This window comes from Kitasatospora sp. NPDC127111, from assembly GCF_042677465.1.
Lineage (GTDB): Bacteria > Actinomycetota > Actinomycetes > Streptomycetales > Streptomycetaceae > Kitasatospora.
Genome location: NZ_JBHXTG010000031.1, coordinates 1 through 24,137, shown reverse-complemented (window position 1 = coordinate 24,137; position 24,137 = coordinate 1). Strand labels below are relative to the sequence as shown.

At 72.2% G+C, this 24,137-nt stretch carries 18 protein-coding genes, 5 tRNA genes and 1 pseudogene; 8 read left to right on the top strand and 16 right to left on the bottom strand.

The genetic code is table 11. The annotated features are described in order from the left end of the window. Positions 1–24: 24 nt before the first annotated feature. The 5 genes from ACFVHB_RS19990 to ACFVHB_RS19970 form a co-directional block, all read right to left on the bottom strand. Positions 25–1,737 (bottom strand): terminase, encoded by a 1,713-nt coding sequence (locus ACFVHB_RS19990; RefSeq protein WP_380323566.1) that lies wholly within the window; start codon positions 1,735–1,737, stop codon positions 25–27. Between the two features lie 7 nt (positions 1,738–1,744). Next, positions 1,745–2,134: a hypothetical protein gene (locus ACFVHB_RS19985; RefSeq protein ID WP_380323563.1), complete on the bottom strand. Its 390-nt coding sequence runs from the start codon at positions 2,132–2,134 to the stop codon at positions 1,745–1,747. Positions 2,135–2,499: 365 nt separating this feature from the next. After that, on the bottom strand, positions 2,500–3,381 hold the full coding sequence (locus tag ACFVHB_RS19980) for a hypothetical protein (RefSeq protein WP_380323560.1): 882 nt from the start codon (positions 3,379–3,381) through the stop codon (positions 2,500–2,502). Positions 3,382–3,905: 524 nt separating this feature from the next. Beyond that, positions 3,906–4,637 (bottom strand): spherulation-specific family 4 protein, encoded by a 732-nt coding sequence (locus tag ACFVHB_RS19975; protein ID WP_380323557.1) that lies wholly within the window; start codon positions 4,635–4,637, stop codon positions 3,906–3,908. After that, on the bottom strand, positions 4,637–4,843 hold the full coding sequence (locus tag ACFVHB_RS19970; protein WP_380323763.1) for an HNH endonuclease: 207 nt from the start codon (positions 4,841–4,843) through the stop codon (positions 4,637–4,639). Before ACFVHB_RS19970 ends, ACFVHB_RS19975 begins: the two co-directional genes overlap by 1 nt. Positions 4,844–4,983: 140 nt before the next feature. Here ACFVHB_RS19970 and ACFVHB_RS19965 point away from each other — a divergent pair, with 140 nt between their 5' ends. Next, positions 4,984–5,238 (top strand): hypothetical protein, encoded by a 255-nt coding sequence (locus ACFVHB_RS19965; RefSeq protein WP_380323555.1) that lies wholly within the window; start codon positions 4,984–4,986, stop codon positions 5,236–5,238. 52 nt (positions 5,239–5,290) lie between these two features. Here ACFVHB_RS19965 and ACFVHB_RS19960 read toward each other — a convergent pair whose 3' ends face one another. From ACFVHB_RS19960 to ACFVHB_RS19930, 7 genes are all read right to left on the bottom strand, one after another. Continuing rightward, positions 5,291–5,992, bottom strand: coding sequence for a hypothetical protein (locus ACFVHB_RS19960; RefSeq protein ID WP_380323552.1), 702 nt, complete (start codon positions 5,990–5,992; stop codon positions 5,291–5,293). A 27-nt stretch (positions 5,993–6,019) separates the two neighbouring features. Further along, positions 6,020–6,092, bottom strand: a tRNA-Pro gene (locus ACFVHB_RS19955). A gap of 32 nt (positions 6,093–6,124) precedes the next feature. Beyond that, positions 6,125–6,195 (bottom strand) — tRNA-Trp (locus ACFVHB_RS19950). Between the two features lie 46 nt (positions 6,196–6,241). Then, a tRNA-Leu gene (locus tag ACFVHB_RS19945) sits at positions 6,242–6,319 on the bottom strand. Positions 6,320–6,796: 477 nt separating this feature from the next. Continuing rightward, positions 6,797–6,869: transfer RNA gene (locus tag ACFVHB_RS19940), tRNA-Gly, on the bottom strand. Positions 6,870–6,943: 74 nt separating this feature from the next. Further along, positions 6,944–7,008: transfer RNA gene (locus tag ACFVHB_RS19935), tRNA-His, on the bottom strand. Positions 7,009–7,380: 372 nt separating this feature from the next. Next, on the bottom strand, positions 7,381–8,859 hold the full coding sequence (locus ACFVHB_RS19930; RefSeq protein WP_380323760.1) for a recombinase family protein: 1,479 nt from the start codon (positions 8,857–8,859) through the stop codon (positions 7,381–7,383). Between the two features lie 105 nt (positions 8,860–8,964). Here ACFVHB_RS19930 and ACFVHB_RS19925 point away from each other — a divergent pair. Beyond that, positions 8,965–9,492: pseudogene (locus ACFVHB_RS19925) on the top strand (sphingomyelin phosphodiesterase); the annotation flags it as partial. Between the two features lie 52 nt (positions 9,493–9,544). Here ACFVHB_RS19925 and ACFVHB_RS19920 read toward each other — a convergent pair. The 3 genes from ACFVHB_RS19920 to ACFVHB_RS19910 form a co-directional block, all read right to left on the bottom strand. After that, positions 9,545–9,850, bottom strand: coding sequence for a hypothetical protein (locus ACFVHB_RS19920; protein ID WP_380323550.1), 306 nt, complete (start codon positions 9,848–9,850; stop codon positions 9,545–9,547). 7 nt (positions 9,851–9,857) lie between these two features. Next, positions 9,858–13,001, bottom strand: a complete 3,144-nt coding sequence (locus ACFVHB_RS19915; protein ID WP_380323547.1) for an SNF2-related protein — start codon at positions 12,999–13,001, stop codon at positions 9,858–9,860. A gap of 831 nt (positions 13,002–13,832) precedes the next feature. Continuing rightward, a complete protein-coding gene (locus tag ACFVHB_RS19910) occupies positions 13,833–14,759 on the bottom strand; it encodes a LysR family transcriptional regulator (RefSeq protein ID WP_380323544.1) in 927 nt (308 codons plus the stop codon). 163 nt (positions 14,760–14,922) lie between these two features. Between ACFVHB_RS19910 and ACFVHB_RS19905 the strand changes: the two genes are divergently transcribed. Together ACFVHB_RS19905 and ACFVHB_RS19900 are read left to right on the top strand one after the other, a co-directional pair. Then, a complete protein-coding gene (locus tag ACFVHB_RS19905) occupies positions 14,923–16,548 on the top strand; it encodes a class I adenylate-forming enzyme family protein (protein WP_380323541.1) in 1,626 nt (541 codons plus the stop codon). An 87-nt stretch (positions 16,549–16,635) separates the two neighbouring features. After that, entirely contained in the window at positions 16,636–17,934 is a 1,299-nt protein-coding gene (locus tag ACFVHB_RS19900; RefSeq protein ID WP_380323538.1) for an MFS transporter, read from the top strand. 51 nt (positions 17,935–17,985) lie between these two features. Here the strand turns inward: ACFVHB_RS19900 and ACFVHB_RS19895 are convergent, their stop codons facing one another. After that, entirely contained in the window at positions 17,986–19,719 is a 1,734-nt protein-coding gene (locus tag ACFVHB_RS19895; RefSeq protein WP_380323535.1) for a serine/threonine-protein kinase, read from the bottom strand. A 231-nt stretch (positions 19,720–19,950) separates the two neighbouring features. Here ACFVHB_RS19895 and ACFVHB_RS19890 point away from each other — a divergent pair, with 231 nt between their 5' ends. The 4 genes from ACFVHB_RS19890 to ACFVHB_RS19875 all read left to right on the top strand — a co-directional run bounded on the left by ACFVHB_RS19890 (position 19,951) and on the right by ACFVHB_RS19875 (position 23,907). Then, on the top strand, positions 19,951–20,142 hold the full coding sequence (locus ACFVHB_RS19890; protein WP_360193463.1) for a DUF1508 domain-containing protein: 192 nt from the start codon (positions 19,951–19,953) through the stop codon (positions 20,140–20,142). A gap of 134 nt (positions 20,143–20,276) precedes the next feature. After that, positions 20,277–21,605 (top strand): glycosyltransferase family 4 protein, encoded by a 1,329-nt coding sequence (locus ACFVHB_RS19885; protein ID WP_380323532.1) that lies wholly within the window; start codon positions 20,277–20,279, stop codon positions 21,603–21,605. Continuing rightward, positions 21,602–22,786 carry a glycosyltransferase gene (locus tag ACFVHB_RS19880; RefSeq protein WP_380323529.1) on the top strand — a complete coding sequence of 395 codons (1,185 nt, stop codon included), beginning with the start codon at positions 21,602–21,604 and terminating at the stop codon, positions 22,784–22,786. Before ACFVHB_RS19885 ends, ACFVHB_RS19880 begins: the two co-directional genes overlap by 4 nt. Positions 22,787–23,022: 236 nt before the next feature. After that, on the top strand, positions 23,023–23,907 hold the full coding sequence (locus tag ACFVHB_RS19875; protein WP_380323526.1) for an SGNH/GDSL hydrolase family protein: 885 nt from the start codon (positions 23,023–23,025) through the stop codon (positions 23,905–23,907). Positions 23,908–24,137: the final 230 nt, after the last annotated feature.

Sequence of the window (24,137 nt, the reverse complement as noted above, 5' to 3'; positions counted from 1 at the left end):
GTCTACGGCCATGCGGCCCCCTTTCTAGAACGCGACGAGCCGACCAGACTTCTTCTTCCGCTTCGTAATGCCGAGCGCGACGGCGTCAGCGCGGCATTCGTAGGCCAAACACGCGGCCATCGCCGCATCGATCTTCTTCGGGCTCTTCGCGTGTTCCTTGCCTATGCCCAGCGCATTTCGGCCCATGAGCCGGCGCCTGGCATTCAGCACATGGCGGGTCAGGGTGCCACCGAGACGGAAGGCGGAATTCGTCTCAGTCTCGTCAGTGTTCAGCGCGCCTGCATACGAGAGCCCACGGTCTTCCACGGCCTCCCGGAAGCGATTGAGCGCCTGCTCCATCGCCGTCGGCCGGTTCGTCCACCACTCCATCGGGCGGGCCTGCGTGGCACGAACGCGGAGGCCGTCGCCGTGATCCCGCGTCCAGGCGTCCACGTAGTCCTGCCAGTGCGGCGGGTCCGCGTAGAGGCCGGCTACCTCGTACCGGTCGAAGGCCTTCAAGACCGCAGCGTCGACTTCGTCGCGCGGCACCTGCCAGCCTTCACCCTCGGGCCCTTCGGGCCGCTCCCAGACGCCGAGAACCTGGAGGTGCCCGTCCCAGACACGGCAGGCGCAGAGCGCAGTCGCGTCGTCTCGGATAGACCCGTCGAATCCCAACGTGACGAGGTCCCCCGGAGCCAATTCCTCCGCCCGCCGACAGGCTCCCCATGCATCGGGGTCCATCCACGCGTCCGAGGCAACGGTGCGGCTGTTGAGGAAGTACCTTCTACCGTCCGCACTGTCATTTCGAGTGTCGTAGAAGTCATCTACAAGCGAATCCAGGTCGATCCACTCCATTGCGTCGCCATAGGCGTCAATGAGAGCGGCCCGGAGGGCATCCTCGTTCTTCAGATCCTTGCACTCGCCGTACCGGTGGTCGTAAAGCAGCCGACTCCGGCCGCGCTTCTTACGACCTTCGCGGATTGCCTCCGCTTCCTCGTATGTGCGCTCAGCTACGGAATCTTGGCCGGGCGCGAACATGGTCGTGGTTTCGAGATACCACGTCTGCGCGCCCTTCTTGCGCTTGCGTAGGTTACGCGTAACCGTCGCGTACATCCGACGAAGTTCCGGCGTGTTATAGAGGTGGGTCTCGTCAAAACAGACCCACGTCTCCTTACCGCCATCCTTTGAGCTGGAGGACGCGGTGGATGGCATGATCTCCCCACCGTCAGGCAGGTTGATCCGGGTAATCCCGACGTCCACGCCGGGAATCAGACTGAGGGGCGACGCCTCATCGGTCAGATTGAAGTAGATCGTGTCAAAGACGTTGCCCGTCTGCCCTTCCTCCGTCGCCATAATGCGGAGGTACGGAACCTTGACGGGCTGGCCCATCGGCTCGCCAGCCTCGTAGACGTACGAGAAGCCGAGACCCCACGGGTCTTCGTAGACCTCACCGCCCTCCGCCCAATCCAGGAACCGGGCGGGGCCGAAGGCTTCGAAGAGACCGATGCGGGCGCCAAGACCCGACTTGTCGCAGCCCTTCGGGCGGCTGAAGAACGCGGAGTCGTAGAGCAGCCTGCCAGCGCCGTCAACGGCGTAGCAGTCGGCGACGAAGCCGCTGTACTCGTCGCCGTGACGAATGGGCTCACCCTGGACGTCGCCAGGGCCGTGACGAACGAAGAACTCCATCCACGCGAGCGCCATCCACCCGAGGGAGGCGCTGCGATCGTGACCGGGGGCGCGCACGACTGCGCGCGGCACGGTCCTCCTAAGCTGTCAGGCGGGATCGACGGGAGGCGATGTCGGTCACGCCGGCCGACGTCGGCGGGGCCGCTACTCGGGCCGAACCGGGCACCTCAACCTGGATCTTCAGTCGCATCCGGTCCTCCGGTGTTGCTCCGAACTTGGCGGCGCGCAGACGGACTTCAGAGGCGAACTCCCACCGGCCCTTCGCCCACATCGTGTGGTGCATCAGGGCCGTGTCGATCAAGAAGAGCCAGTCCGTCGCGGTGAAGGTCTGCGCCTGCGCCGACGTCCTCCAGGACTCCCACCACAGCTTCGTCATCGGGTGCCAGTCGACGGACTCCCCGTCGTCCTCACCGAGCACACCCTCCGGCAGCTCTGGGCCGCGCAGTTCGTCATCCGGTTCCAGGGTCACGAGCGGGGCAGGCTCTCCGTTCCGCCGGCGGCGCTTTGCCGGGTCCTTCGGGGCGGGTCCACGACCGGCCACTGGCACCTCCTTCCATGGGTGCGTGTTTGCGGACTGACTGTGAGTCACATAAGCTGCTGCCCATCGAAGTGCACACTCCGCAGTATTTGGGCCGGGTGTTAAACCCTGCCGTCAAACCCGATTGGGCGGCGAGGCAGCACGTCGCATGCTATATCTACCTTCGTACCTTCGTACCTTCGTACCGAGTCAGGGCTGATTCCCTGACTTGCCCTTCGCCTGAGAGACGCACCACCCCTGACTGCCCAGACTTGTGGGAACGGGGGCAATCGGGGGCACCTCTCGGTTTTGATCACTCACTGAGTGGTCAGGCCGAGCATGCCCCATCGCAGCCTGACCACCCCTGACGGGAAGTTGGAAGGCTGTTGGAAACCGTGGGCTGGGCTGCGACCATCGTCGGCTTCATCGGCGGGTGCGTTTGGGTCATCGGGCAAGCGCTCGACTCGATCCCCACGCTGGCTACGAAAGCGATCAAGGCCGTTCGTGCGCTCCGCCGCCTTCGGCGGGAGTTTGGCGACAGCTCCGACGCCGCGCTCAGCGAGATGGAATCGGGCGGAACCGGAGACCAGGTAAGCCACAAGACCGGACAGGTCTCCAAGCCTTGACGGGCAGTCGCCATGTCGGCGGCCCGTCACGGTGATGTAGCGGCCCGTGCCGTAGACCTCCACGGCTGTACCGTCAGGGCGCCGAATTCGGCGTCCCTGGCGGACGTCCGCGCGGCCCCAGATGTGCAGCCCGGTACCGGACGGGGACACCTCTACGTAGGTGGTGCCCGCGCCCGCCACGATGGGCACCGCCCACGACTCCAGCGAGCCGTCAGGGCGGATGCAGTGGTCCAAGTCAACGCACGCGATGTCGTCGGTGTCGCTCAGCACGAAGCCGAGCCCGACGCCAGCCGTTGAAGCGGCAGCCTCCGTGTATGGGCTCCACGTCCGCAGGTCAATGCTGCTGGCTGCCCTGCCGGCGGTCGTCAGCGGGACCTTCGCGGAGCTGTAGCGGACCCACCTGGCGCGGGTCGTCAGCTCGTCGGGGAGCGGGGCGACTTCAGCGGCACGAGCCTTCCGCGCACGGTAGGCCGCCTGCTTGCACGCCACGGAGCAGAATCGTGCATGCCGACGCGCCATCACCGGGAGCGGCTGCTCGCAGTGCTCGCAGGTCGGGGCGACGGCCGTCTTCACGGTGTCCATTCTAGGTGGCGCGCGTTACGCTTTCAAGGCTCTGACCTGCGAAAAAGTAGCTAGGCGCGCGTTACGTCGCACCATCAAAGCGCTGTGCACCCGTCTGTCGGTTAGGGGTCGCAGCCACCCCGGCGGGTCGGCGGTCGGCCATCCATGAGGCGGCTATACCCCCTCCCGCGCCACTTCCCCAGACCCGTACAGACAGCCAGGCCCAGCACTCTTACGATCCCCAGGGCCGGCCAGAGGGGGCCACCCCCTGGGTTAGGCCGACCTAACCTGAGGCGCTTTGAAGCCAAAGGGTTGACGCAGCGCCGGCGGCGTGCTAACGGATGGCTCGCCCCTGATCATCACCTGACGTGGCATGAGCACGAGCGTCACGGTCGTGGGTTCGTCGTCCCCGCCGGCGCGCACACGTGGTGCCTTCGCCAGGGTCCCAACGTCGACCCCGTTGACCCGCACCACGCTAGGCATCACGCCGTCGCCCTCGTGGTCAGGCTCCACGATCTCCACCCACGCACCCTTGCTCACGCCTGCCACCCCGGCGCTGGCCGCGCGGGCCAGGACTTCAGCGCCTTGGCCTCGTCGCTCCAGTAGAGCGGTACGCCTGCCCACGGATTGCCGGAGGCGAAGGTCTTGTCCGTGACGAAGACGTTGTGCACTCCGTGCCCACGGGCCAGGCCGATAGCCTCTCGCACCTCCGCCTGACTGGCCTCGTACACGAGGTGGGCCAGGCGCTCCGGCTCATGCTCCAGCACCCACGAGGGCACCGAGAGGTTGCGGTAGGTGGCCATGTCGCCTTCGTACACAACGGCAACGTCGGCAAGGTCGAGGTGTCCCGGGCTGGGCAACACGCCGTAGTTCAGGACGACGTACTTCATGCCCAGCTTCCGCAGCCCCAGGATGGTGACCGACGTCGGCTGCACGCTGGCACCGGAGCTGGGCACGCGGTCCAGGAAGACGCAGTCAATCCCGCGGCTGATCCACGTCGAAGCGTCCTGGTTGACGGTGAAGTCACCGCCGACGCGGTTGCCAAAGTTGTAGTCAACGTACCCGCAGACCTTCGTTGCGCCCTTGGCCCTGATCGCACGAGCGGCGTCGTAGAGGACGGTGTCTTCCGAAGCGCCCGGGCCGCTGTCCTGGTTCAGCACGACGTACCTAACGGGCTGATCCTCAGTGGCGAGAGCGGCCCAGGACCGGCCATCGATCCCGGGATGCACGTACATCGGGATGCCGGCCGCCATGGTGTCGATCGTCATCAGTCCTCCAGCGCGGGATGGAGCGCCGTCGGGCGCGTGGTCCGGACAGCTCGTTGGCCGGCTGCCGTGCCGCCCTCACTGGCGGACTTCTGCCGGTGGCACCACCCACACAGAGAGCGGAGATTGTCATCCGAGTGGTCGTCACCGGGGACGATATGGTCAACGTCGGTCGCACGGGCCGAGCACCTCCGGCCAGAGCTGAACACGCTCGTGCAGCGGTAGTCGTCCCGTCGAAGGATCCTTCGACGGATCCGGGCCCACTCCGCGGGCAGCCGCTCGCGCCGGTCACTCGTCGTCCAGGCCAAGGCTCTGCCCTCCGTCCAGGGTGTCGGGTACGCTCCCGCGCATGGGGATCTTCGGAAGGAAGCGAACGTCGTCGTCCGACGTCGACCAGCTAGCCGCGACAGCGTTCAAAGCGGGCCAGACGATCTACGTCCGGAAGATCCACCGCGTCCCCGGCGACGTGGACGGCCGACGACTGTCAGCCGCAATCCAGCGCATCGAAGCAGCCGGCTTCCGCATGGAGCATCAGCACCACGGGGGTCAAGGACTCCAGCAATGGGTGGAGATCACGTTCCGCGCAGTGGAGCTGAAGGTCTAGAACGCAAACAGCCCCGCTCCGGATCACCAGGCAGGGCGTGTGAGTTGGTGTGTCAGGAGCGGAACGCGCGGATCTTGATTTCCGCGTGGTCGACGTCCACCAGCAGCGCGGAACCGTAGTCCGCGGTCGAGTAGGGGCCGAGCAACTTCGTCACGCCGGCCGCGACGGAGACGGTCCGAGCGCCGGTCATGGTGACGCCGTCCACGGTCTTGGCCATCTGGAGCGTGACGGTGCGCGCCACGGTGCTGCCGGAGTTCTCCACGAGCAGCAGTGTGCGGCCGTCGTTGGCGACTGTGTGGCCGTTCGTCGGATCGCCGACCGTCGCAGCCGGGACGACCGCGCCAGCCTTGTCGGACGTGGTGACGTTGATAGTGCCGCGTGGCATGGTACCTCCAGGGGCGTCATGGGTGGATTGATCACGGTCCGTGGCTACCCAGCGCTCGACGCCTGCGGTGGCGAACCGTTCGGCCCGATCTGGAGCGTCAGCCGTATCCACCACGAACAGCACGTCCGCGGGCGGTAGCCGCTCTTCGTCCGGACAGTCCGCACGGTAGACCGTGACTGCCGGCCGGAGGATCGTCAGAGGGCTCTCGGCAAGTAGGACAGTGACGCCAGTGTCCGCACGCCATTCAGGCCCGTAGGAGGCGTCCAAGATGTTGGCCAGGTGCCGCGCAAGGCGTCGTCCGTGCTTCGTCACGGGCGGCTCGGGTGCGGGCTCACCGTCGACAATCTCAAGGACCGTGTCGTCGTCCACAGGCACAGCCTAGGTGTCCGCTCGAAGTCTGGTCGGCAGGGCTCGAACCTGCGGCCTCCCGCTCCCAGGGCGGGCGCTCTGCCATCTGAGCTACGACCAGTAGCCACCCGCACGGCCAGACCGACCGCTCTGCACAGGCAGGAGGAATCGAACCTCCGCATGCGGGTTTGGAGTCCGCCGCTCTACCACTGAGCTACGCCCATAGGGACGTCAGTGCGCCTGACGTCGGCGACCGACCCCAAGCCGGCGTGGTGCCGCACGAGAGATTCGAACCCCCAACCTCCCGGACCTGAACCGGGCGCCTCTACCAAGTTGGGCTACTGCGGCATGCGAAAGCCCCAACCGCGCGCGGGCCGGGGCTTCAGTTCACGATCAGGCGCCTCGTCCTCCGAAGATCAGGGCGAGCACGCGGCGGGCCAACTGGCCCGTTCGGTCGTCGCGTACTCCGGCAATCGCCAGGGCAGAAACGAGGCAGGCGAGGACTGTCGAGCCGTCAGGAACCGAGGTCATGGCGGCACTCTAGCTACCAGACGCGTCATCACACAAGCGTGGATATGCTCAGCATATTGGAACGATATCGCGAAACGCAAGTCTCTCGGCCAGATCTCCGCCGAAAGCCCCACTCCACCGGGAGGCGTGCATGGGCGTCGCCACGCCTGTAGTCCTAGCCGGTGCCACCCCAACGCCTCTACGTTGAGAGGGTGGCGGGCTGCTGTTACCTCCACAGGACTGCATGACGAGCCGTCGCGGACAGGCCGCGCAATGATCAGTCGCATGCGCTCAGCCGCTGCACTACCCACCCCGCGCTCCCGACCGGACTTGAACCGGCGGCCCTCCGCTCGGCAGGCGGACGCTCTGACCACTGAGCTACGGGAGCAGTCGCCGGGCCGCCTCCGTCCCCGTGCGCAACCCCGTAGGGCCCGCCTCCGTCTCCGGCGCGTTCCGGCTCGTCCCTGCGCCCGGAGTCGAACCGGGGTCGACGGGGCCACAGCCTGCCGCTCTGCCACTGAGCTACGAAAAGTGTGGACGGCCGGCCGCTCTACCGGGCTCTACCCGGAGGAGAGGCGGGGAGCGCTCGGGAGCGTTGCCGGCCGCCACGGAGGAGAAGTGGACGCCGCGCCATTCGCCAGCGTCGCGGTCCTTCTTCCTCCTACTGGAGTTACTGTGCAGCCGTTCCAGTTGACGCCCAATTTGGGCCTGTTTGAGCCTTGGGCAACTGCAGCCGTTACGCGACCGTTACCGTCAGCGCACCGGCGTCCTCCCCTGCGGGTCCAAAGTGCCTAAACAACCGCCCTTTTCCTATTACTCTCTACTCGCGTTAGAGGGTTTAGAAAAAGAGGGTTAGTACGGCACTTTGGACCCCTCGCCGCCCGGCGGAGGAAGGATGATCACGACGACTCGTCAGAAGGCTCCCACGGGTCGGGCTCGTCCACCCAGTGGATCTCAACTCGACTTTTCCCGTCGAAGACGCGGACACCCCGCTTGCTCTTTTTCACCACGACCCGACGGATCGCCAGACGCAGCAAGTCGCGACGCAGTTGGTGATCCGCCATCTTCCACGCGTGCCGGCACGTCTCGTCGTCGCGCAGGAAGTTCACGCTGAGCCGCTTGGGAGTGGCTGCTTCGACGTCGGCATGCGCCTGCTGCAATGCTGCCCGCGCCTCCCTTTGCAGGGCAGGCAGATGGGTGTCAAAGGGAGGATCGAAGAGACCGGCTGCCTGCTGGTCAACCAGACGCTTGACGCTCGCTTGCGCGGTCGCGAGAGCCGCCAGGGCACTTGCTAGCGCTTCCGCGTTCTCGGGGTCCTGGAGGCCGGTGTAGCGCTCCGCAGCGATCACTAGCAGTAGGTCATCCGGATCAGCGTTGGTCATGCGCGTGTGCCACCGGTCGATCACGAAGTCTTCCAGGGCCTCGCGCCTGGCCGACAGTGGCGACTCGCAGAGCTGCAAGGACTTATGACGTGCGCACTGGTAGTCGACGCCACTGCACGTGCCCGCCCCGCGACACCCAGCGCACTTTGCCAGGTCCGTGAGCAGATGGGATACGCCCTCGCTCCGCTCGCCTCCGCGGTGCAAGCCCTGAAGGGTCTGCCGCGCACGCCTGACGTGCTCCGCCGGCACAGGCTCCACGCCGTCCCCCAGCACGCTCACACGCTGCCCAGCGGCGTTCCGGAACGGGATCGGCTTTGATTTCGGGCTCTCTGGGCGATGAGTGATCTGCCAACCTTCGTACACAGGATGGTGAATCATGACGGAGACTGTCGACACCTGCCAGCGTTTGCCCGAAGGTGATGGAATAGGGTTCGGTCCGCTGTTCAAGCCCTTACAGACAGTGCGCGCTCCGAATCCCATGGCGATGGTCTTGAAGATGTGAAGGACAACCTTCCACGTCTCCGGGTGCGGATACAGGCGCTTGTCTGGACCGATGGTCCACCCGTAGGGAACCTTGTTTCCCCACTGGCCGCGGATGCGCATGGCCTCTTTGGTGGTTCGGATGTTGTGCGAGAGCCGGAACGAGTACTCGCGTGCCTGTTCGGCGCGGTCGATGATCCACCTACGGTCGCGTTCCGCGGAACTGTCCAGTCCCTCGTAGTGGAACACCACTCGCGCTCTACCGAGGATGGGGCCGATGTCGTCAATGCCCTTGCGGGTGAACCGGTCCATGGCGAAGCACCACAAGGACGGGACGTCACCGCGGAGCACCGCCGACAGTGCGCCGTCGAACGCTGGCCGCTTGACGTCGGACCATGCGGATAGGTTGTCTACCCACACCTCTCGGACCCGCTTACCCTCGCGAGCGGCCCACGCTCGGCCAGCGTCTTCCTGAGCCTGGATTGACGTCAGGTCTCGGGGGTCCCCGACCCGCACGACCTTGGATTTGCGTAGGTAGAGGTCAACCTCGTCCGGGTTCAATGAATGCTCCCTCCCTGGCTCTGGAGTATCTGCCGGTGGACCACATCTGTCTAGGGACCATGCGGGGCGGACTGGTGGTCCAACAAGGGCTTCGTCTACGCCGTGCTGGACGTCAACGGCGTGCGCACCCACGTGGTCGGCACCCACCTGCAGTCCACCGACGCCGGCTGCTCGGCCGGCCAGCCGGCGGCGGTCCGGGCGGCGCAGCTCAAGGCGATGAAGGCGTTCATCGACGGCAAGAACATCCCGGCCGCCGAGCCGGTGGTGATCGCGGGCGACCTCAACATCAACTCGCACGACACCGAGTACCCCGCGCTGCTGGCCAACGCGGGCGTCGCGCCGGCGGACACCCGCAACGGCTGGGCCAACTCCTTCGACACCGTCGACAACTCGATCGCCGCGTACCGCTACCCCGGCGAGCCCCTGGAGGACCTCGACTACGTCCTCTACCGGGCCGACCACGCGCGCCCGGCGAACTACACCAACACGGTGGTCCGCTTCCACAGCTCGCCGTGGACGGTGAGCAGTTGGGGCAAGAGCTACACGTACGACGACCTCTCCGACCACTACCCGGTGACGGCCGGCTGATCGGCGTCCCGGTCGGCGTCCTGAACGGTGCGGGACTCGGGCGGTGCGGGATTCAGCCGGTGCCGGCGAAGCGCCGGTAGGCCGGTCCGAGGGCGGCCTCCAGGGGACGCCCTCGGACCGTGAGGCCGGACGGGCCGAGCGCGTCGAGGGCATCGGGAGCGGAGGCACCGGCGTGGGCGGCGGGCTCGGTCTCGTCCGCCGCCGGGATGCGCCCCTGCCAGAAGGTGTCCAAGCAGTCGGACAGCGGCCGGTCACCGGGGGCGGGACGATCCGCGGGTGCGGGGCGGTCGCCGGGGGCGGGACGGTCGGCGGATCCGGGGCGGTCGGCGGGTGCGGGGCGGTCGGCGGGTGCGGACATCGGGGGGTCACTCTCCGATCGCGTCGGCGGACAGGGTCAGCAGCTCGCGCAGCCGCTCGGTGGACAGTTCGGCCAGCCACTGCTCGCCGCCCGTGCCGACCACGGCGTCGGCGAGGCCGCGTTTGGCCGCGAGCAGGCCGTCGATCCGCTCCTCGACGGTACCGACGCAGACCAGCCGCCGCACCTGCACGTCGCGGCGCTGCCCGATCCGGTGCGCCCGGTCGGTGGCCTGGTCCTCGACGGCCGGGTTCCACCAACGGTCGAGGTGGATCACCTGGTTGGCGGCGGAGAGGTTGAGGCCGGTGCCGCCCGCCCGCAGCGAGAGCAGGAACACCCTTGGGCCGTCCGGACGTTGGAAGCGCTCCACCAGGTCGTCCCGCCGCCCCTTGGACACACCGCCGTGCAGGTACGCGACCTCCTCGCCCAGCCGCCGGCGCAGATAGGGCTGCAGCATGCCGCCGAACTCGGCGTACTGGGTGAAGACCAACGCCCGGTCGCCCTCGGCCAGCGCCTCCTCCAGCAGCTCCACCAGCCGCTCCACCTTGCCCGACCGCCCCGCCAACCCGGTACCGTCGTGCAGGAGTTGGGCCGGGTGGTTGCAGACCTGCTTGAGCCGGCCGATCGCCGCCAGCACCGCACCCTTGCGCTCCACGCCGCGGATGCCCCGGAGCCGCCGCAGCAGGTCGGCGACCACCGCCCGGTACAAGCCCGCCTGTTCGGCGGTGAGGTTGCAGCGCACCGTGAACTCCTGCTTCGCGGGCAGGTCCTGGGCGACGACCGGGTCGCTCTTGCTCCGGCGCAGCAGGAACGGGCCGGTCAGCCGCCGGAGCCGGGCCGCCACCTCGGCGTTGCCGGACTGCTCGACCGGGATCGAGAACCGCTCCCGGAAGGACTCCGCGCTGCCGAACAGCCCCGGGTTGACGAAGTCGAGGACGGCGTGCAGCTCGGCGAGCCGGTTCTCCACCGGCGTGCCGGTGAGTGCGATCCGGGGCCCCGAACGCAGCGACCGCAGGGCCCGGGACTGCCGGGCCACCGGGTTCTTGATGTGCTGCGCCTCGTCCGCGACGATCCGCCGCCAGCGGATCCGGCGCAGCTCGGCGACGTCCCGCTGGACCAGCCCGTAGGTGGTGATCACCAGGTCGGCGGCCGGGTTGGGTGCGGCGCGGTCGGCGCCGTGGTGGACGTGCACGCGCAGGCCCGGGGCGAACCGGGCCGCCTCCCGTTGCCAGTTGCCGACCAGCGACATCGGGCACACCAGCAGGGTCGGCCCGCTTGCACCGCGTTCCCGTTCCAGGGCGAGCAGGGCGAGGGTCTGGACGGTCTTGCCGAGGCCCATGTCGTCGGCGAGCACCGCGCCGAGGCCGAGCCGGCCGAGGGCGTCCAGCCAGGCCAACCCCCGGCGCTGGTACGGGCGGAGGGTGCCGGTGAAGCCGGCGGGGAGCTCGGGGATCCGGTCGGCGGGCCCCGGCCGGCCGGCCAGCAGGTCGCCGATCGGTCCGGTGGCGTGGACGGCGGTGACGGGCAACCCGTCCACGGCGGCGCCGTCGTCCACGGCCAGCCGGAGCAGCTCGACCGGCTCCATCGTGCCGCGCCCGTGCTGGGCCAGGAAACGTACAGCGGCGGCCAGTTGGGCCTGGTCCACCTCGATCCAGCGGCCGCGCAGCCGGACCAGGCCCTGCTGCGCCGCCGCCAGCTCGGCCAACTCGTCCTCGGTGAGGGTGAGTTCGCCCAGCGACAGCTGCCATCGGAAGTCCAGTACGGCGTCCCGGTCGATCCGGGCGCCGCGCTCGACCGCGCCGGGAGCGGTCACCGGGGCCGCGGTGAGGGCCAGTCCGAGCCGCGGGCGCCGCTGCCACCAGGCCGGGAGCAGCACGCCGAAGCCGGCCCGGGTGAGGGCGGGCGCGGCCTCGCGGAGGAAGCGCAGGGCGCCGTCGCGGTCGAGGTCGAGGCCGGTGGGGCGGTGACCCAGCAGGAGGGTGCGCAGCGGAGGGTGGACGCGCGCGGCGCGGTCGAGCTCGTCCAGGTAGGCCGCCGCCGGGTCGGGGACGGTCCGGGCGAGCGCGGCGTACCCGGCCCGCTCGGACCACAGGTCGGCGGCGGGCACGACCAGGGAGGGGCGGTCGGCGGCCTGCACCAGCAGGTCGAGCCGCCAGGAGTCGGTGGCGGGGGCGTCGGCCCGGTCCTCCGCGTCGTGGCCGAGCGGTTCGGTCAGCCGCAGGTTGAGCCGGACCGGGCTGTCGGCGGGCCGGGCGGCCCGCCAGGCGGCGAGCCGCTCGGGCAGGTCGGCCGGCGGCGGCGACGGCAGCCCGCCGTCGCCGGACCAGAGGGCGGCGAGCCAGGGCTCGGCGGGTGGTGCGAGATCCGCGAGGGCGGCGCGGGCCTCCCGGTCGACCAGGGTGTCGAGCAGGTCGGCGGCCAGCCCTGTGCCGGTGGGCGCGGCGGTCTCGGCGTGATCCGCTCCCGGTCGGCCGGGCGGCTGGTGCTCGGCCCGGCAGACCGGCGGGCAGCCGGCGGCGAGGGCGGCCAGCTCGCGGCGGGCCGGGGCGTCCGGGGCGGGCCGCCAGCGGGCGTACCAGTCCCCCGGCCGCACCTCCTCGATCACGGGCAGCAGCAGCCCGCGGCCGACCAGCCGCCAGGCGAGGTCGTGCACGGCGGACAGCCAGCGCAGCGAGGCGCCGTAGCTGAGCTCGACGGACTCGCGCGGCCTGGCGGACCCTCCGGGCTCGCCGAACTCGCCGAGCTCGCCGCCGGGTAGTTCGACGGTGGCTCCCGGCCAGCGCGGGTCGTGCAGCGCGCCCAGCAACTGGACCGCCTCGGTGGGCTCGAACAGCAGGGTCGGCACGCGCCAGGGGCTCAGCGCGACCCCGCGCGGCGCACTGCCGACCGGCAGGTCCAGCGAGGGGACCGGCCGGTCGCCGAGGGTCGGCAGCAGCAGACCGGTCCAGCGTTCGGTGCCCTGCCCGGCCAGCCAGTCCAGGCCCGGCCCGATCGCCCCCAGCAGCTGCGCCACCTCCCCGGCGGCGCACGCGAACGGATGGGCACCGCCCGCGGCCCGGCGGGCCGCCGGTCGCCCGGCCAGGTACGCGCGCGCGTCCTCCGCCCACAGCGCGAGGCGGCCGTCGGCTCGCCAGAGCGCGTGCAGGGCGTACATGGGGTGGGCCTTCCGGGCGGTGGGACAGCGGGCTTCCCACCCTAACGTCGAGGTCTGACAACCGACCGGGGCGGCGGAGGCGGCGGCAGCGGGACGCGAGCGGGCGAGGAGCAGCCGGCCTGGCATCCCTTCGCGGCGCGCGGGACAGCCCCGGCAAGATCGGACGACCAGCCGAGGCGGCAACCCGGGAACGCGAGCGGGCGGGGAGTCGCCAGCCCGGCATCCCCTCGCCGCACGCGGAACAGCCCCGACAAGACCGGACAACCAGCCGAGGCGGCAACACAGGAACGCGAGCGGGCGGGGAGCAGCCGGCCCGGCATCGACTCGCAGCTCGCGACCCGGGACAGCCGGGGCCGGCGCAGTCCGACAACCAGCCCGAGCGACGCAGGGACGTGAGCAGGCAAGGCGCACCGATCCGACATCGGCTCGCGGCCCGCGGGACAGACCGCCGCGAGATCGGACGACCAGCCGAGGCCGACACAGGAACGCGAGCGGGCGGAAGCAGTCGGCCTGGTATCGGCTCGCGGCTCGCGGCTCGCGACCCCGGACAGCCGTGGCCGATCCGACATCGGCTCGCGGCGTAGGGCTATCGGCGTCCGGCACGGTATGACAACCGACCGGGGCGGCGACGCGGGGACACCGACGGGCGGGGCGCACCGGTCCGCCGTCGGCTCGCGGCACGCGGGACAGCCCTCAGGCGAGGTCGGACGACCGGTGACCAGGCGGGGCGCAGCAGGCCCGGCCTCGGCTCGCGCCCCGCGGGCCGGAAGTGCGAGCGTCGGCACGTGCCCGGTCAGCGACAGGAGCGGGCCGCGGCGGTCCCGGCCGGCCTCAGCCGCTCGTGTCGCCCCCGGACGCCTGTCCGGCCTCGCCGGCTCCGGCGGCCGTCGCGCGGAAGTGGCGTACGGCGAAGGCGCCGAAGAGGCGGGCGGCGGCCGGATGGTGGGCGTCGCCGTCGCGGACGAGGCACAGTTCGCGGTGGCAGCCGGGATCGGCGAGCCGCACCCAGCTGAGCGGTGCCCGGACGTCCGACGCCCGTGCCATGGCGGGCAGCAGGGCGACGCCCATGCCCGCGGCGACCAGGTTGACGACGGCGCCGGGCTCGTCGCCCTCGCAGACGATCACCGGTTCCACGCCCGCCCGCGCGAACAGCCGCTCGGCGAGGACCCGCTGCCAGTGGCCCCGGCTCGGGGTGACGAACGGCTCGCCGTCCAGCTCCGAGACCGGGACCTCGTCGCGGCCGGCCAGTCGGTGGCCCTGCGGCACCGCGAGCAGCACGTCCTCGCGCAGCAGCGGTTCGGAGACCAGGCCGGGCCCCACGAGCGGCTGGGAGGCGACGCAGAGGTCCACCTCGCGGGTGCGGAGCCGGCGCGCCATCGCGTCGACGGAGGACTGCCGTGCCCGCACCTCGATGCCCGGGTGGGCGACCCGGAACCGGGCCAGCAGGTCGGTGACGGTCAGCAGGGTCTCGGTGGCCAGTGTCACCCTGCCGCCGCCCTGCGCCACCTCGGCCAACTCGCGCTTGCCGTCGTCCAGTTCGCCCAGTGCGCGGTCGACTCGGCGCAGGAAGGCGGCGCCGTGGTCGTTGAGCCGGATCCGCCGGCCCCGGCGGTCGAAGAGCCGGACCCCCAACTCGGCCTCCAGCCGGGCGATCGTCCGGCTCACCGAGGGCTGGGCGACGCGCAGTTCCTCCGCCGCCCGGCTGATGTGCTCGTGCCGGGCCACCACCTGGAAGCAGCGCAAGGCGAGCAGTTCCACTGCCGCACTCCCCCTCGTCCGGGCGGTCGCTCATATCCCCTGAGGCATCGTCTCATGCCCGATCCGGTCTTGGAGTTGATGAACGCGGCTCACCTAGCCTCCAGGAGGAGGCGCCACGACCGGCGCACACCCCTTCACCCCACTCACCCGAGGAGCCGTCCACATGGCCGCCGACGCGGTTGCCCCGCCCCAGCACCACGCCTCGTTCGAGAACTACGTCGAGGGCGTCCTCGCCGAGCTCCGGCGCGACCCCGGCCGGCCCGCGCTGGTCGCCGCCGACGGCCGCACGATCACGGCCGGCACGCTCCACGACGAGGTCCGGGCCGCGGCCGCGGGCCTGGCCGCGTGCGGCGTCCGGCGCGGGGACAGCGTGGCGTTCCTCACCGGCGACCGGCCGGAGGCCGTCGTCGCGCGCTACGCCGCGAACCTGCTCGGCGCCCGTGTGCTCTTTCTCGGCGCGGGCATGTCCGCGGCGGTGCAGGCGGACATCGTGGCGAGCGTGGACGCCACCGTGCTGCTGGTCGATCCGGAGTGCCGGGCAGCGGCCGAGGCGCTGCTCGCCCGGGTGGCGGTACCGGCTGTGCTCACGCTCGGCACCCCGTTGCCGTCCCCGGGCGCGACCCCCACCACAGAACCGGCCACAGAACCGGCCCCAGGACCGGCCACCGGTCCGACCGCACAGCCGGCCGCCGAGCGGGCCGCACAACCGGCCGCGGACCCCGTGCGCCCCGAGGACGACTGGTGCCTGCGCTTCACCGGAGGCACCACCGGGACGCCGAAGGGCATCCCGATGGCGCACGGCCCCTACCGGCAGCTGCTCGACCGGCTCGCCGGCCGGCTGCGGGCCGACGCACCGCCCCGCGCCCTGGCCTGCACCTCACTCGCCCACATGGCCGGCATCCTCGCCGACGCGGCGCTGCTCGCCGGGGGCACCGTCGTGCTGCGGCCCGGCTTCGACCCGGGCGACGTCCTCGCCGCGCTGGAACGGGAGCGCATCACCGACGTGTGGCTGCTGCCGCCGCTGCTGTACGAGCTGCTGGACCACCCGGCCGCGGCCGGGGCCGACCTGTCCGCGCTCCGGCGGCTCTTCTACGGGGGCACGGTCGCGTCCGCCGAACGGCTGCGGCAGGCCGCCGCGTTGTTCGGACCCGTGCTGCACGGCTGGTACGGGCAGACCGAGGCCGGTTCGATCACCGAGGTCGGCCCGCACGAGCACGGCATCACCGGCCCGGGCGGCCGGATCACCGCCGGCCGGGCCGAGCCCGGGGTGGTCATCGAGATCCGGGATCCGGCCGGGGCCGTGCTGCCCGCCGGCGAGAACGGCGAGGTCCACGTCCGCACCCCCATGACGATGACCGGCTACTGGCGCCGCCCGGACCTCACCGCCGAGGTGCTGCACGAGGGTTGGATCCGCACGGGGGACGTCGGCCACCTCGACGCGGCGGGCTACCTCCACCTGGTCGACCGACTGAAGGACATGGTCGTCGTGGTGGGCGGCCACGTGTACCCGGCGGACGTGGAGCAGGCGCTGCTCGCCCACCCCGCCGTCAGCCGGTGCGCGGCCTTCGGCGTCCAACGCGCCGACGGGACCGAGGAGTTGCACGTCGCGATCGTCCCCGCGGCAGGCCACCGACCGGACGGCGGCCCGGTCCGCGCGTTCGTCACCGAGCGGCTGGGCCCGATGTACGCACCGGCCGCCGTCCACGTGGTCGAGCGGCTACCGCTCACCGAGGTCGGCAAGCCCGACCGCCGGCTCCTCCGCGCGACGCTCGCGTCCGGACGCACCTGAGCAGGTATGTCGACATCAAGTATCTTGACGTCGAGATTCATCTCCGGCAGGCTGCTCCCCGGACACCGGAACGGGAAGGGCCACGCCATGCGACACCACGGGAACGGGCTGCTGACGCAGCTGCGCCGCCCACCGGGCGGGCGGGACGGGCGGATCATGCTGCTCGCCCAGTTCCTGGACCGGGCCGGCACGGGCGTCTGGGCCGCGTCCTCGGTGCTCTACTTCACCTTCGTCACCCGGCTGGACGCCCGGCAGGTCGGCCTGCTGCTGGGCGTCGCCGCCGTGGCGGGCATCGCCGGGTCGCCGCTGGCGGGCCGGCTGGCCGAACGGTTCCCGGTCCGCGGGCTGCTCATCGGCAGCCACCTGCTGCGACTGGGCACGATGGGCCTGCTCCTGGTCTGCGACGACTTCGCCGCACTGCTGCCGGTGATGGCCCTCACCTGCCTGGCCGAACGGGCGGCGAAGACGCTGGAGATGCTCTTCGCCACCCGCGCGACCGGCGAGCGGCGGTCCACCTACCAGGCGCTCACCCGCAGCGCGGCCAACGCCGGGTACGCGCTGGGCGCCGGGGCCGCGGCGATCGGCCTGGCCGTCGGGACGGAGGACGCCTACCGCGCACTCGTCCTGGGCAACGCCCTCTCCTACGCGCTGACCGCGGCCCTGGTCGCCCGCACCCGGGAGCCGCGCGACGCCGGACGGGTCGCCGCCCGGGCCGGCGAACCGGGCACCGGCGGGCCGGCGCCGGCGCCGAGCCCCTGGCGGGACGGCGGCTACCTGCGCTTCGTCCTGCTGGACATCCCGATGAACCTCGACGACTCGGTGCTCAACGTCGGGCTGCCGCTCTGGCTGATCAACCACACCACCGCGCCGCACGCCTTCGTGCCCGCCTTCCTCGTGATCAACACCGTGCTGGTGGTCGTCCTCCAACTGTGGGTCTCGGCACGGGCGGAGGGCCCGTACCGGGCGGCGGCCGCTGTCGGCCTCTACGGCGTCGCGATGCCGGCGGCCTGCCTGGTCCTGGCCTTCGGCACCGGCGGCGGGGCCTGGTCCGCCTCGGCCGCCCTGCTGGTCGCGGCGGCGCTGGTCACCGCGGCGGAGCTGCTGCGGTCGGTGAGCTCCTGGGAGCTGGCCGTCTCGCTGGCCCCCGACCGGGCCCGGGCCTCGTACCTGGGCGTGGCCGGCATGTCCCAGTCCATCCAGAAGTCCGCCGGCCCGCTGCTGCTCACCGGCGCCGTGATGGCGGCCGGCCCGGCGGGTTGGCTGGGCCTCGGGGCGGCGGTCGCCGGGCTCTCCGTCGTGCAGCGGCGGGCCTGCCTCCGGCGGTTGGCCGCCATGCGACCCGGGACCGGGGCGACCCAGGCTCCGACCGGCGCGACAGCGGTATGACGGCTCATCAGAAGCTGGTGCTGGCGGGGTCGTTGCGTCTGGCGATCGGCGTCAGGGGAGTTTGGCCAGGGCCTTCCTCATCAAGTCCTCGGCCACGCCGCCGGGCGGGAAGGGGGTGTCGCCCGAGGCGAAGAACTCGACCAGGTACCCGCCCTTGGCCGTGGTGACCTTGTCCACGACGGCGGGGGCGTAGGTGGTTCCGCCCTCGGTGCAGGTGTACGTCTCCCGGCGGGCCACCACGTCGCCGCCGATCGCCGGGGCCGGCAGGGCCTTGACGGTGACCACGCAGCTCTGCGCGTCACCGCTGAACTTGATGTCCGCGGTGTACGACGCGCAGTCGCTGATCTGGTCCCGGATCGCCTGCATCGTGCGGGCGATCGTGGCCTCGTCGGCCTTCCTCAGCCCCTCGTTGAACTCGTAGCTCACCGCCGAACCACCCGACCCGCTGCGGTAGAACTCCGCCGTGTCGTCCCGCGTGTGCTTCCACTTCGCCTCGCGGTTGCGGGCCTCGCACGGCCAACTGCCCGCGGCGGGGCGGCCGTAGCCCATGTCCCCGGCGCCGAGGTTCTCCGAGTATCCCGTCGGCAGGTCGCCCTTGTGGAGGAGCTTCGCCCGGATCTCCCTGGCCGGGGAGAAGTAGGGCACCGCGATGGCGGCCGCGACCCCGGCGACGATGACGACGAGGGACACGGCGATCACCACCCACGGCCACCGCGCCGGGCCCGCCGGGGCGGGCGATGGGGGTGCGGGCGATGGGGACGACGCCGAAGGCGCAGGTGCGGGCGGCTCCGAAGCCGCGGGTACGGGTGCGGGGGTGGGGAGCCCGGCGGACGCGTGGACGACCCCCGTGGACCCGCCGCCCCACCCCGGATCCGGTGCCGGCACCGACACCGGAACCGACGCCGGAACCGGCACCGGTTCCGGCGCCAGCGGCTCGGGGCCGGGAGCAGCGGCGGACCGCGCGAGCAGCGCCGCGGCCGCGTCGAGCGTGAGCCTGCGCTGCGGATCCTTGGCCATCAGGCCCGCGATCACCGGCGCGAGCGCACCCGCACGGCTCGGCGGCGGCGCCTCGTCCGAGACCACGGCCAGCAGGGAGGCCGTCGGGGTGGCGCGCTGGAACGGCGACCGGCCCTCGACGGCCTGGTACAGCGTGACGCCGAGCGAGAACAGGTCCCCGGCCGGTCCGTCCTCCTCACCCTGGACGCGCTCGGGCGCCATGTACTCCACCGACCCGATGACGGCGCCGGACACCGTGAGCGCGGTCTCCTCGGACCGCAGGGCGATGCCGAAGTCGGCCAGCAGCACCTGGCCGTCGTCGGTGAGCAGGATGTTGGCCGGCTTCACGTCCCGGTGCACGATCCCCGCCGCGTGGGCCGCGCCCAGCGCCGACAGCATCGCGGACCCGATCCGGGCGGCCTCCCCGGGCGACAGCGGTCCGCCCGCCGCCAACCGGTCCGCCAGCGAGCTCCCCGAGACCAGCTGCATCACCATCCACGGCACGCCGTCCGCCACGACCACGTCGTGCACCGCGACGACGTGGGGGTGGTCCCGCAGCCGGGCGGCACTGCGGGCCTCCCGCTGCGCGCGCGCCAACCGCTCAGCGGTCCGGGCCGGACTCATCGAAGGCTCCAGCCACACCTGCTTCACCGCGACGTCGACGTGCAGGGTGGTGTCGGTCGCCTGCCAGACCTGCCCGAAGCCGCCCGCCCCCAGGCGTTTGACCAGCCGGTACCTGCCGGCGATCACCACCCCCTCGCGCGCCTCCTCGCCCGCCCCGTCGCGCACGGCCCCCACCACGATCCCCCCTCGTCGACCGGCGCCATGCTATCGACCACCCGTCAGCAACCCAACGCTCCCGGGCCGGCCCACCGGACCCTCGCCGGGAGCGCGCCCGGAATCCGAACCGGAACAACCCCCGCGGGAACTGACCCGTCTGGCCCATCTGGCGTGCGGTCAAAGGGGTTTGTACATACGTTGCGGTTCGAGGGGGCAACCCGAACGAAAGGCGAACACTCCATGGCCGGCAAATTCGAGCTGTACACCGACGAGAGCGGCATGCACCGGTTCCGTCTCAAGGCGAGCAACGGATCCGTCGTGGTGACCGGTGATCCGCAGGAGAGCCGGGACGACTGCATCAAGAGCATCGAGTCGATCCGCAAGCTCGCGCCCTACGCGGAGCTCAAGGAGGCGGCGGCCGGTCCGGCCTGAGCGTCCGGGCGCCCGCCGCGTCCGGCGGGGTGAGGACGGGAACGCGGGTCGGTGGTGCAAATCGCCGACCCCCGTTCGTTTGTACGACAGATCCCTTTGGCCGCGTGCACGCCGGGCCCGGACAGAACTCAGGCATGCGCGTCGTCATCGTCACCGAATCCTTTCCGCCCGAGGTCAACGGAGTCGCCCACAGCGTGCTGCGGACGGCCGAGCACCTGGTCCGCCGGGGACACCAGCCGCTCGTCATCACCCCGGCACCCGCGCGCGGCGCCGACTGCCCGCCGCACACCTTCGGGGCCGGGCCCGCCTCCGAACTGCCCGTGGTCCGGATCCCCTCCGTCCCGCTGCCCGGCTACCCGCAGGTGCGGATCGCCCTGCCGAGCCGGCAGCTCGCCACCGCCCTCGCCGGACACCGGCCCGACCTGGTCCACCTGGCCAGCCCGTTCGTGCTCGGCGCGCGCGGCATGCAGGCCGCCGCCCGGCTCGGCGTCCCCGCCGTCGCCGTCTACCAGACCGACCTCGCCGGCTACGCGCACGCCTACCGGGCCGGGCGCGGGCTCGGCGAGGCCGCCGCCTGGCACCGGATCCGCGCCATCCACCGGGCCGCCGCCCGCACCCTCGCGCCGTCCACCCCGGCGGCGCAGGACCTCACCGCGCACGGCGTGCCCAGGGTCCAGCTCTGGCCGCGCGGCGTGGACTCGGTCCGCTTCCACCCGCGCCACCGCGACGAGGCGCTGCACCGGGCGCTCGCCCCCGGCGGGGAGGTGCTGATCGGGTACGTCGGACGGCTCGCGCCCGAGAAGCGGGTCGACCTGCTGGCCGCCGCCTCCGCGCTGCCCGGCGTCCGCGTGGTGATCATCGGCGACGGGCCGTCCGCGCCCGGGCTGAAGGCCGCGATGCCGGGTGCGGTCTTCCTCGGCCGCCGCACCGGCGAGGAGCTCGCCCGCTGCTTCGCCACCCTGGACGTGTTCGTGCACACCGGCCCGCTGGAGACCTTCTGCCAGACCATCCAGGAGGCCATGGCCAGCGGCGTCCCCGTGATCGGCCCGGCCGCCGGCGGCCCGCTGGACCTCGTCGCCCACCACCGGACCGGGCTGCTGGTACCGCCCCGGGACGGTGCGGCCGTGGCCCGGGCGGTCCGGACGCTCGCCGACGACCCCGGCCTGCGGGCGGTCTACGGGCGCGCCGGACGAGCGGAGGTGACCGCCCGCTCCTGGGAGGCGGTCGGGGACCTGCTGCTGCGGCACTACGCGGAGGTGCTCGCCGAGCACCGGGGCACGGCGGCGGTCGCTCCGGCGCGGGCGGCCGGCACTCCGGCGCTGCGCGCGTCCGCGGTGGCGGACGCGTCTGCGGACACGGATGCGGCGGCGGCTCCGGTGGTGGCTCCCGTGGCGGCGGCTCCGCAGGTGGCTCCGCAGGTGGCTCCGCGGGTGGCTCCGATGGTGGAGGAGCTGTCGGCATGACCGGACCCCGGCGCCCACTGCGGATCGTCCGGGTGGCGAACTTCGTCACCCCGGTCTCCGGCGGGCTGCGCACCGCCCTGCGCCACCTCGGCGCCGGCTACCGGGAAGCCGGGCACGTGCCGGTGCTGCTCGTGCCCGGCGAGCGGCGGTCGGAAGAGGAGACCGACCAGGGCCTGGTCGTCACCCTTCCCGGGCCGGTGCTGCCCGGCAGCGGCGGCTACCGGCTGCTCACCGACCGGCAGGCGGTCGCGCACGAGCTGACCAGGCTCGCGCCCGACCGGCTCGAGGTCTCCGACCGCACCACCCTGCGCTGGACCGGCGGCTGGGCCCGCCGGCACGGCATCCGCTCGGTCATGGTGTCGCACGAGAGCGCCGCAGGGCTGCTCCGCGCCTGGGGCCTGCCCGGCCCGCTGGCCGGCGCCGCCGCCGACCGGCTCAACGGTCGGACGGCACGGGCGTACGACACCGTGGTCTGCACGACGGACTGGGCGGCCGCCGAATTCCGCCGCCTGGGCGTACGGAACCTGGCGCGGGCACCGCTCGGCGTGGACCTCGCCACGATGCGGCCGCCCACCGCCGACCAGCGGGTCGACGACCGGGCCCGGTACGCCGAACCCGGACAGGCGCTGCTGGTGCTCTGCTCGCGGCTCTCCCCCGAGAAGCACCCGGAACGAGCCGTCGACGCCCTCGCCGACCTGCGCGCGCGGCGGCTGCCGGCCGTCCTGGTGGTGGCCGGCACCGGACCGCTCCGGTCCCGGCTCGCTGCCCGGGCCGCACGGCTCGGGCTGCCCGTCCACTTCCTCGGGCACGTCGGTGGGCGGGACGCCCTGGCCCGGCTGCTCGGCTGCGCCGACGTGGTGCTCGCGCCCGGACCGGTGGAGACCTTCGGCCTCGCCGCGATGGAGGCGCTCGCCTGCGGCACCCCGGTGGCGGTCAGCCGCTCCTCGGCGCTCCCCGGGCTGGTCGGCCCGGCCGGGGTGGCCGCCGAGGACACCGGTGCTGGCTTCGCGGACGCCGTCCTCGAACTCCTCGCCCGCCCGGAGGCCGACCGACGCCGCACCGCCCGCATCCGGGCGGAGCAGTACGGCTGGCCCGCCGCCGTCGCCGCCTTCCTCGCCGCCCACGCCGCGGAACCGGTCACCACCCTCGGCACGGCACCACCGCCGCCCGGGCACAAATGACCACCCACCCACCGCGAGTGCGAACAAGGGCCGGCGCGCACCCCCAGGACGGGAAAGTCGGACGGGCCGACTTCCCGTGCACGAACGCGGCGTGCGCGGTGAAGCCGGAGCAGGAAGTCGCACGAGCCAACTTCCCGTGCACGCACCCGGGGTGCGCAGCGGAGCGCGGAGCAGGAAGTCGAACCGGCCGACTTCCTGTGGCGGTGGATGTGGGGACGAGGAGCAGGAGGCGGACAGTGAGCACGGTGGTGGCGGCGGGCCAGGGCGGGGGGACGGTTCCGGAGCGGGTGGCCGGGCCGGTGCGGTTCGTGGCGCTCGGGGACTCGCTCACCGAAGGGGTCGGCGACCCGGTGGCCGAGGGGTGGCGGGGCTGGGCGGCCCTGCTCGCCCGGTCGTTGGCGCCGGCCGGGGTGGGCGTCGAGTTCACCAACCTCGCGCGGAGCGGCGCGCTCAGCACCGATCTCCGCGCCGAGCAGCTGCCGGCCGCGCTGGCGCTGCGTCCGGCAGTGGCGGCCGTCGTGGTCGGGGGCAACGACACCCTGCGGGCCGGGTTCGAGGTCGGCCGCACCACCCGGGAGCTGGACACCACCCTCGGTGAGCTGTCCCGCGGCGGCGCCCTCCTGCTCACCGCCTGCCTGCCGGACCCGGGCGCGCTGCTGCGCCTGCCGCCGCCGCTCGCCCGTCCGCTGGCGCGCCGGATGCGCGCGGTGAACACGGTGGTGCACGCCCTCTCCGCCCGCCACCGCGCGGTCCACCTGCACATCGCCGAGCTGCCGTGGTCGGGGCGGCGGCAGCTGTTGAGCGTGGACCGCCTCCACCCCAGTGCCGAGGGCCACCACCTCATCGCCCGCCGCTTCCACGACCTGCTCACCGATGCGGGCCGGCCGCTCGGTCCGGCCCCGGCGGCGGAGCCGGTCGAGGCGCCGCCGGGCCGGCTGGCCGACCTGTGGTGGATGGCGACGCGCGGCACCAGCTGGGTGGCCGAGCGCAGCACCGACCTGCTCCCCGGACTGCTCGCGCTGGCCGCCGTCGAGGGCTTCGCCCGGCTCCGGGGCGCCACCGGCCGCCACGACGAGCAGATGGCCCGTGCCGCGGAGGCGGCGCTCGCCTCGCTCGGGTGAGCGGGGCTCGTGGCTGGGCAGGTGAGCGGAGCAGGTGAGCGGAGCGGGTGAGCTGGGCAGGGTGAGCGGGGCCGTGGGCCGGTCGGGTGCGTGAGGCGCTCGCGTGAGACGGCTGTCCGCGGCCGGAGCGCGGAGCTAGTGCCGCATCAGGCAACGTTCGCCCCGTCGATGTGTCGTCCGGTTGCTGCGAAGGGCGGCACCGGGCGGTCAGAATGATCACGTGGCTGAAC

Excerpts from the sequence above, each read along its gene's own strand:
- ACFVHB_RS19975 (WP_380323557.1), bottom strand. The coding sequence starts at position 4,637 with ATGACGATCGACACCATGGCGGCCGGCATCCCGATGTACGTGCATCCC.
- ACFVHB_RS19965 (WP_380323555.1), top strand. The coding sequence starts at position 4,984 with ATGGGGATCTTCGGAAGGAAGCGAACGTCGTCGTCCGACGTCGACCAG.
- ACFVHB_RS19920 (WP_380323550.1), bottom strand. The coding sequence starts at position 9,850 with ATGTCCGCACCCGCCGACCGCCCCGCACCCGCCGACCGCCCCGGATCC.
- ACFVHB_RS19915 (WP_380323547.1), bottom strand. The coding sequence starts at position 13,001 with ATGTACGCCCTGCACGCGCTCTGGCGAGCCGACGGCCGCCTCGCGCTG.
- ACFVHB_RS19905 (WP_380323541.1), top strand. The coding sequence starts at position 14,923 with ATGGCCGCCGACGCGGTTGCCCCGCCCCAGCACCACGCCTCGTTCGAG.
- ACFVHB_RS19900 (WP_380323538.1), top strand. The coding sequence starts at position 16,636 with ATGCGACACCACGGGAACGGGCTGCTGACGCAGCTGCGCCGCCCACCG.
- ACFVHB_RS19890 (WP_360193463.1), top strand. The coding sequence starts at position 19,951 with ATGGCCGGCAAATTCGAGCTGTACACCGACGAGAGCGGCATGCACCGG.
- ACFVHB_RS19885 (WP_380323532.1), top strand. The coding sequence starts at position 20,277 with ATGCGCGTCGTCATCGTCACCGAATCCTTTCCGCCCGAGGTCAACGGA.
- ACFVHB_RS19880 (WP_380323529.1), top strand. The coding sequence starts at position 21,602 with ATGACCGGACCCCGGCGCCCACTGCGGATCGTCCGGGTGGCGAACTTC.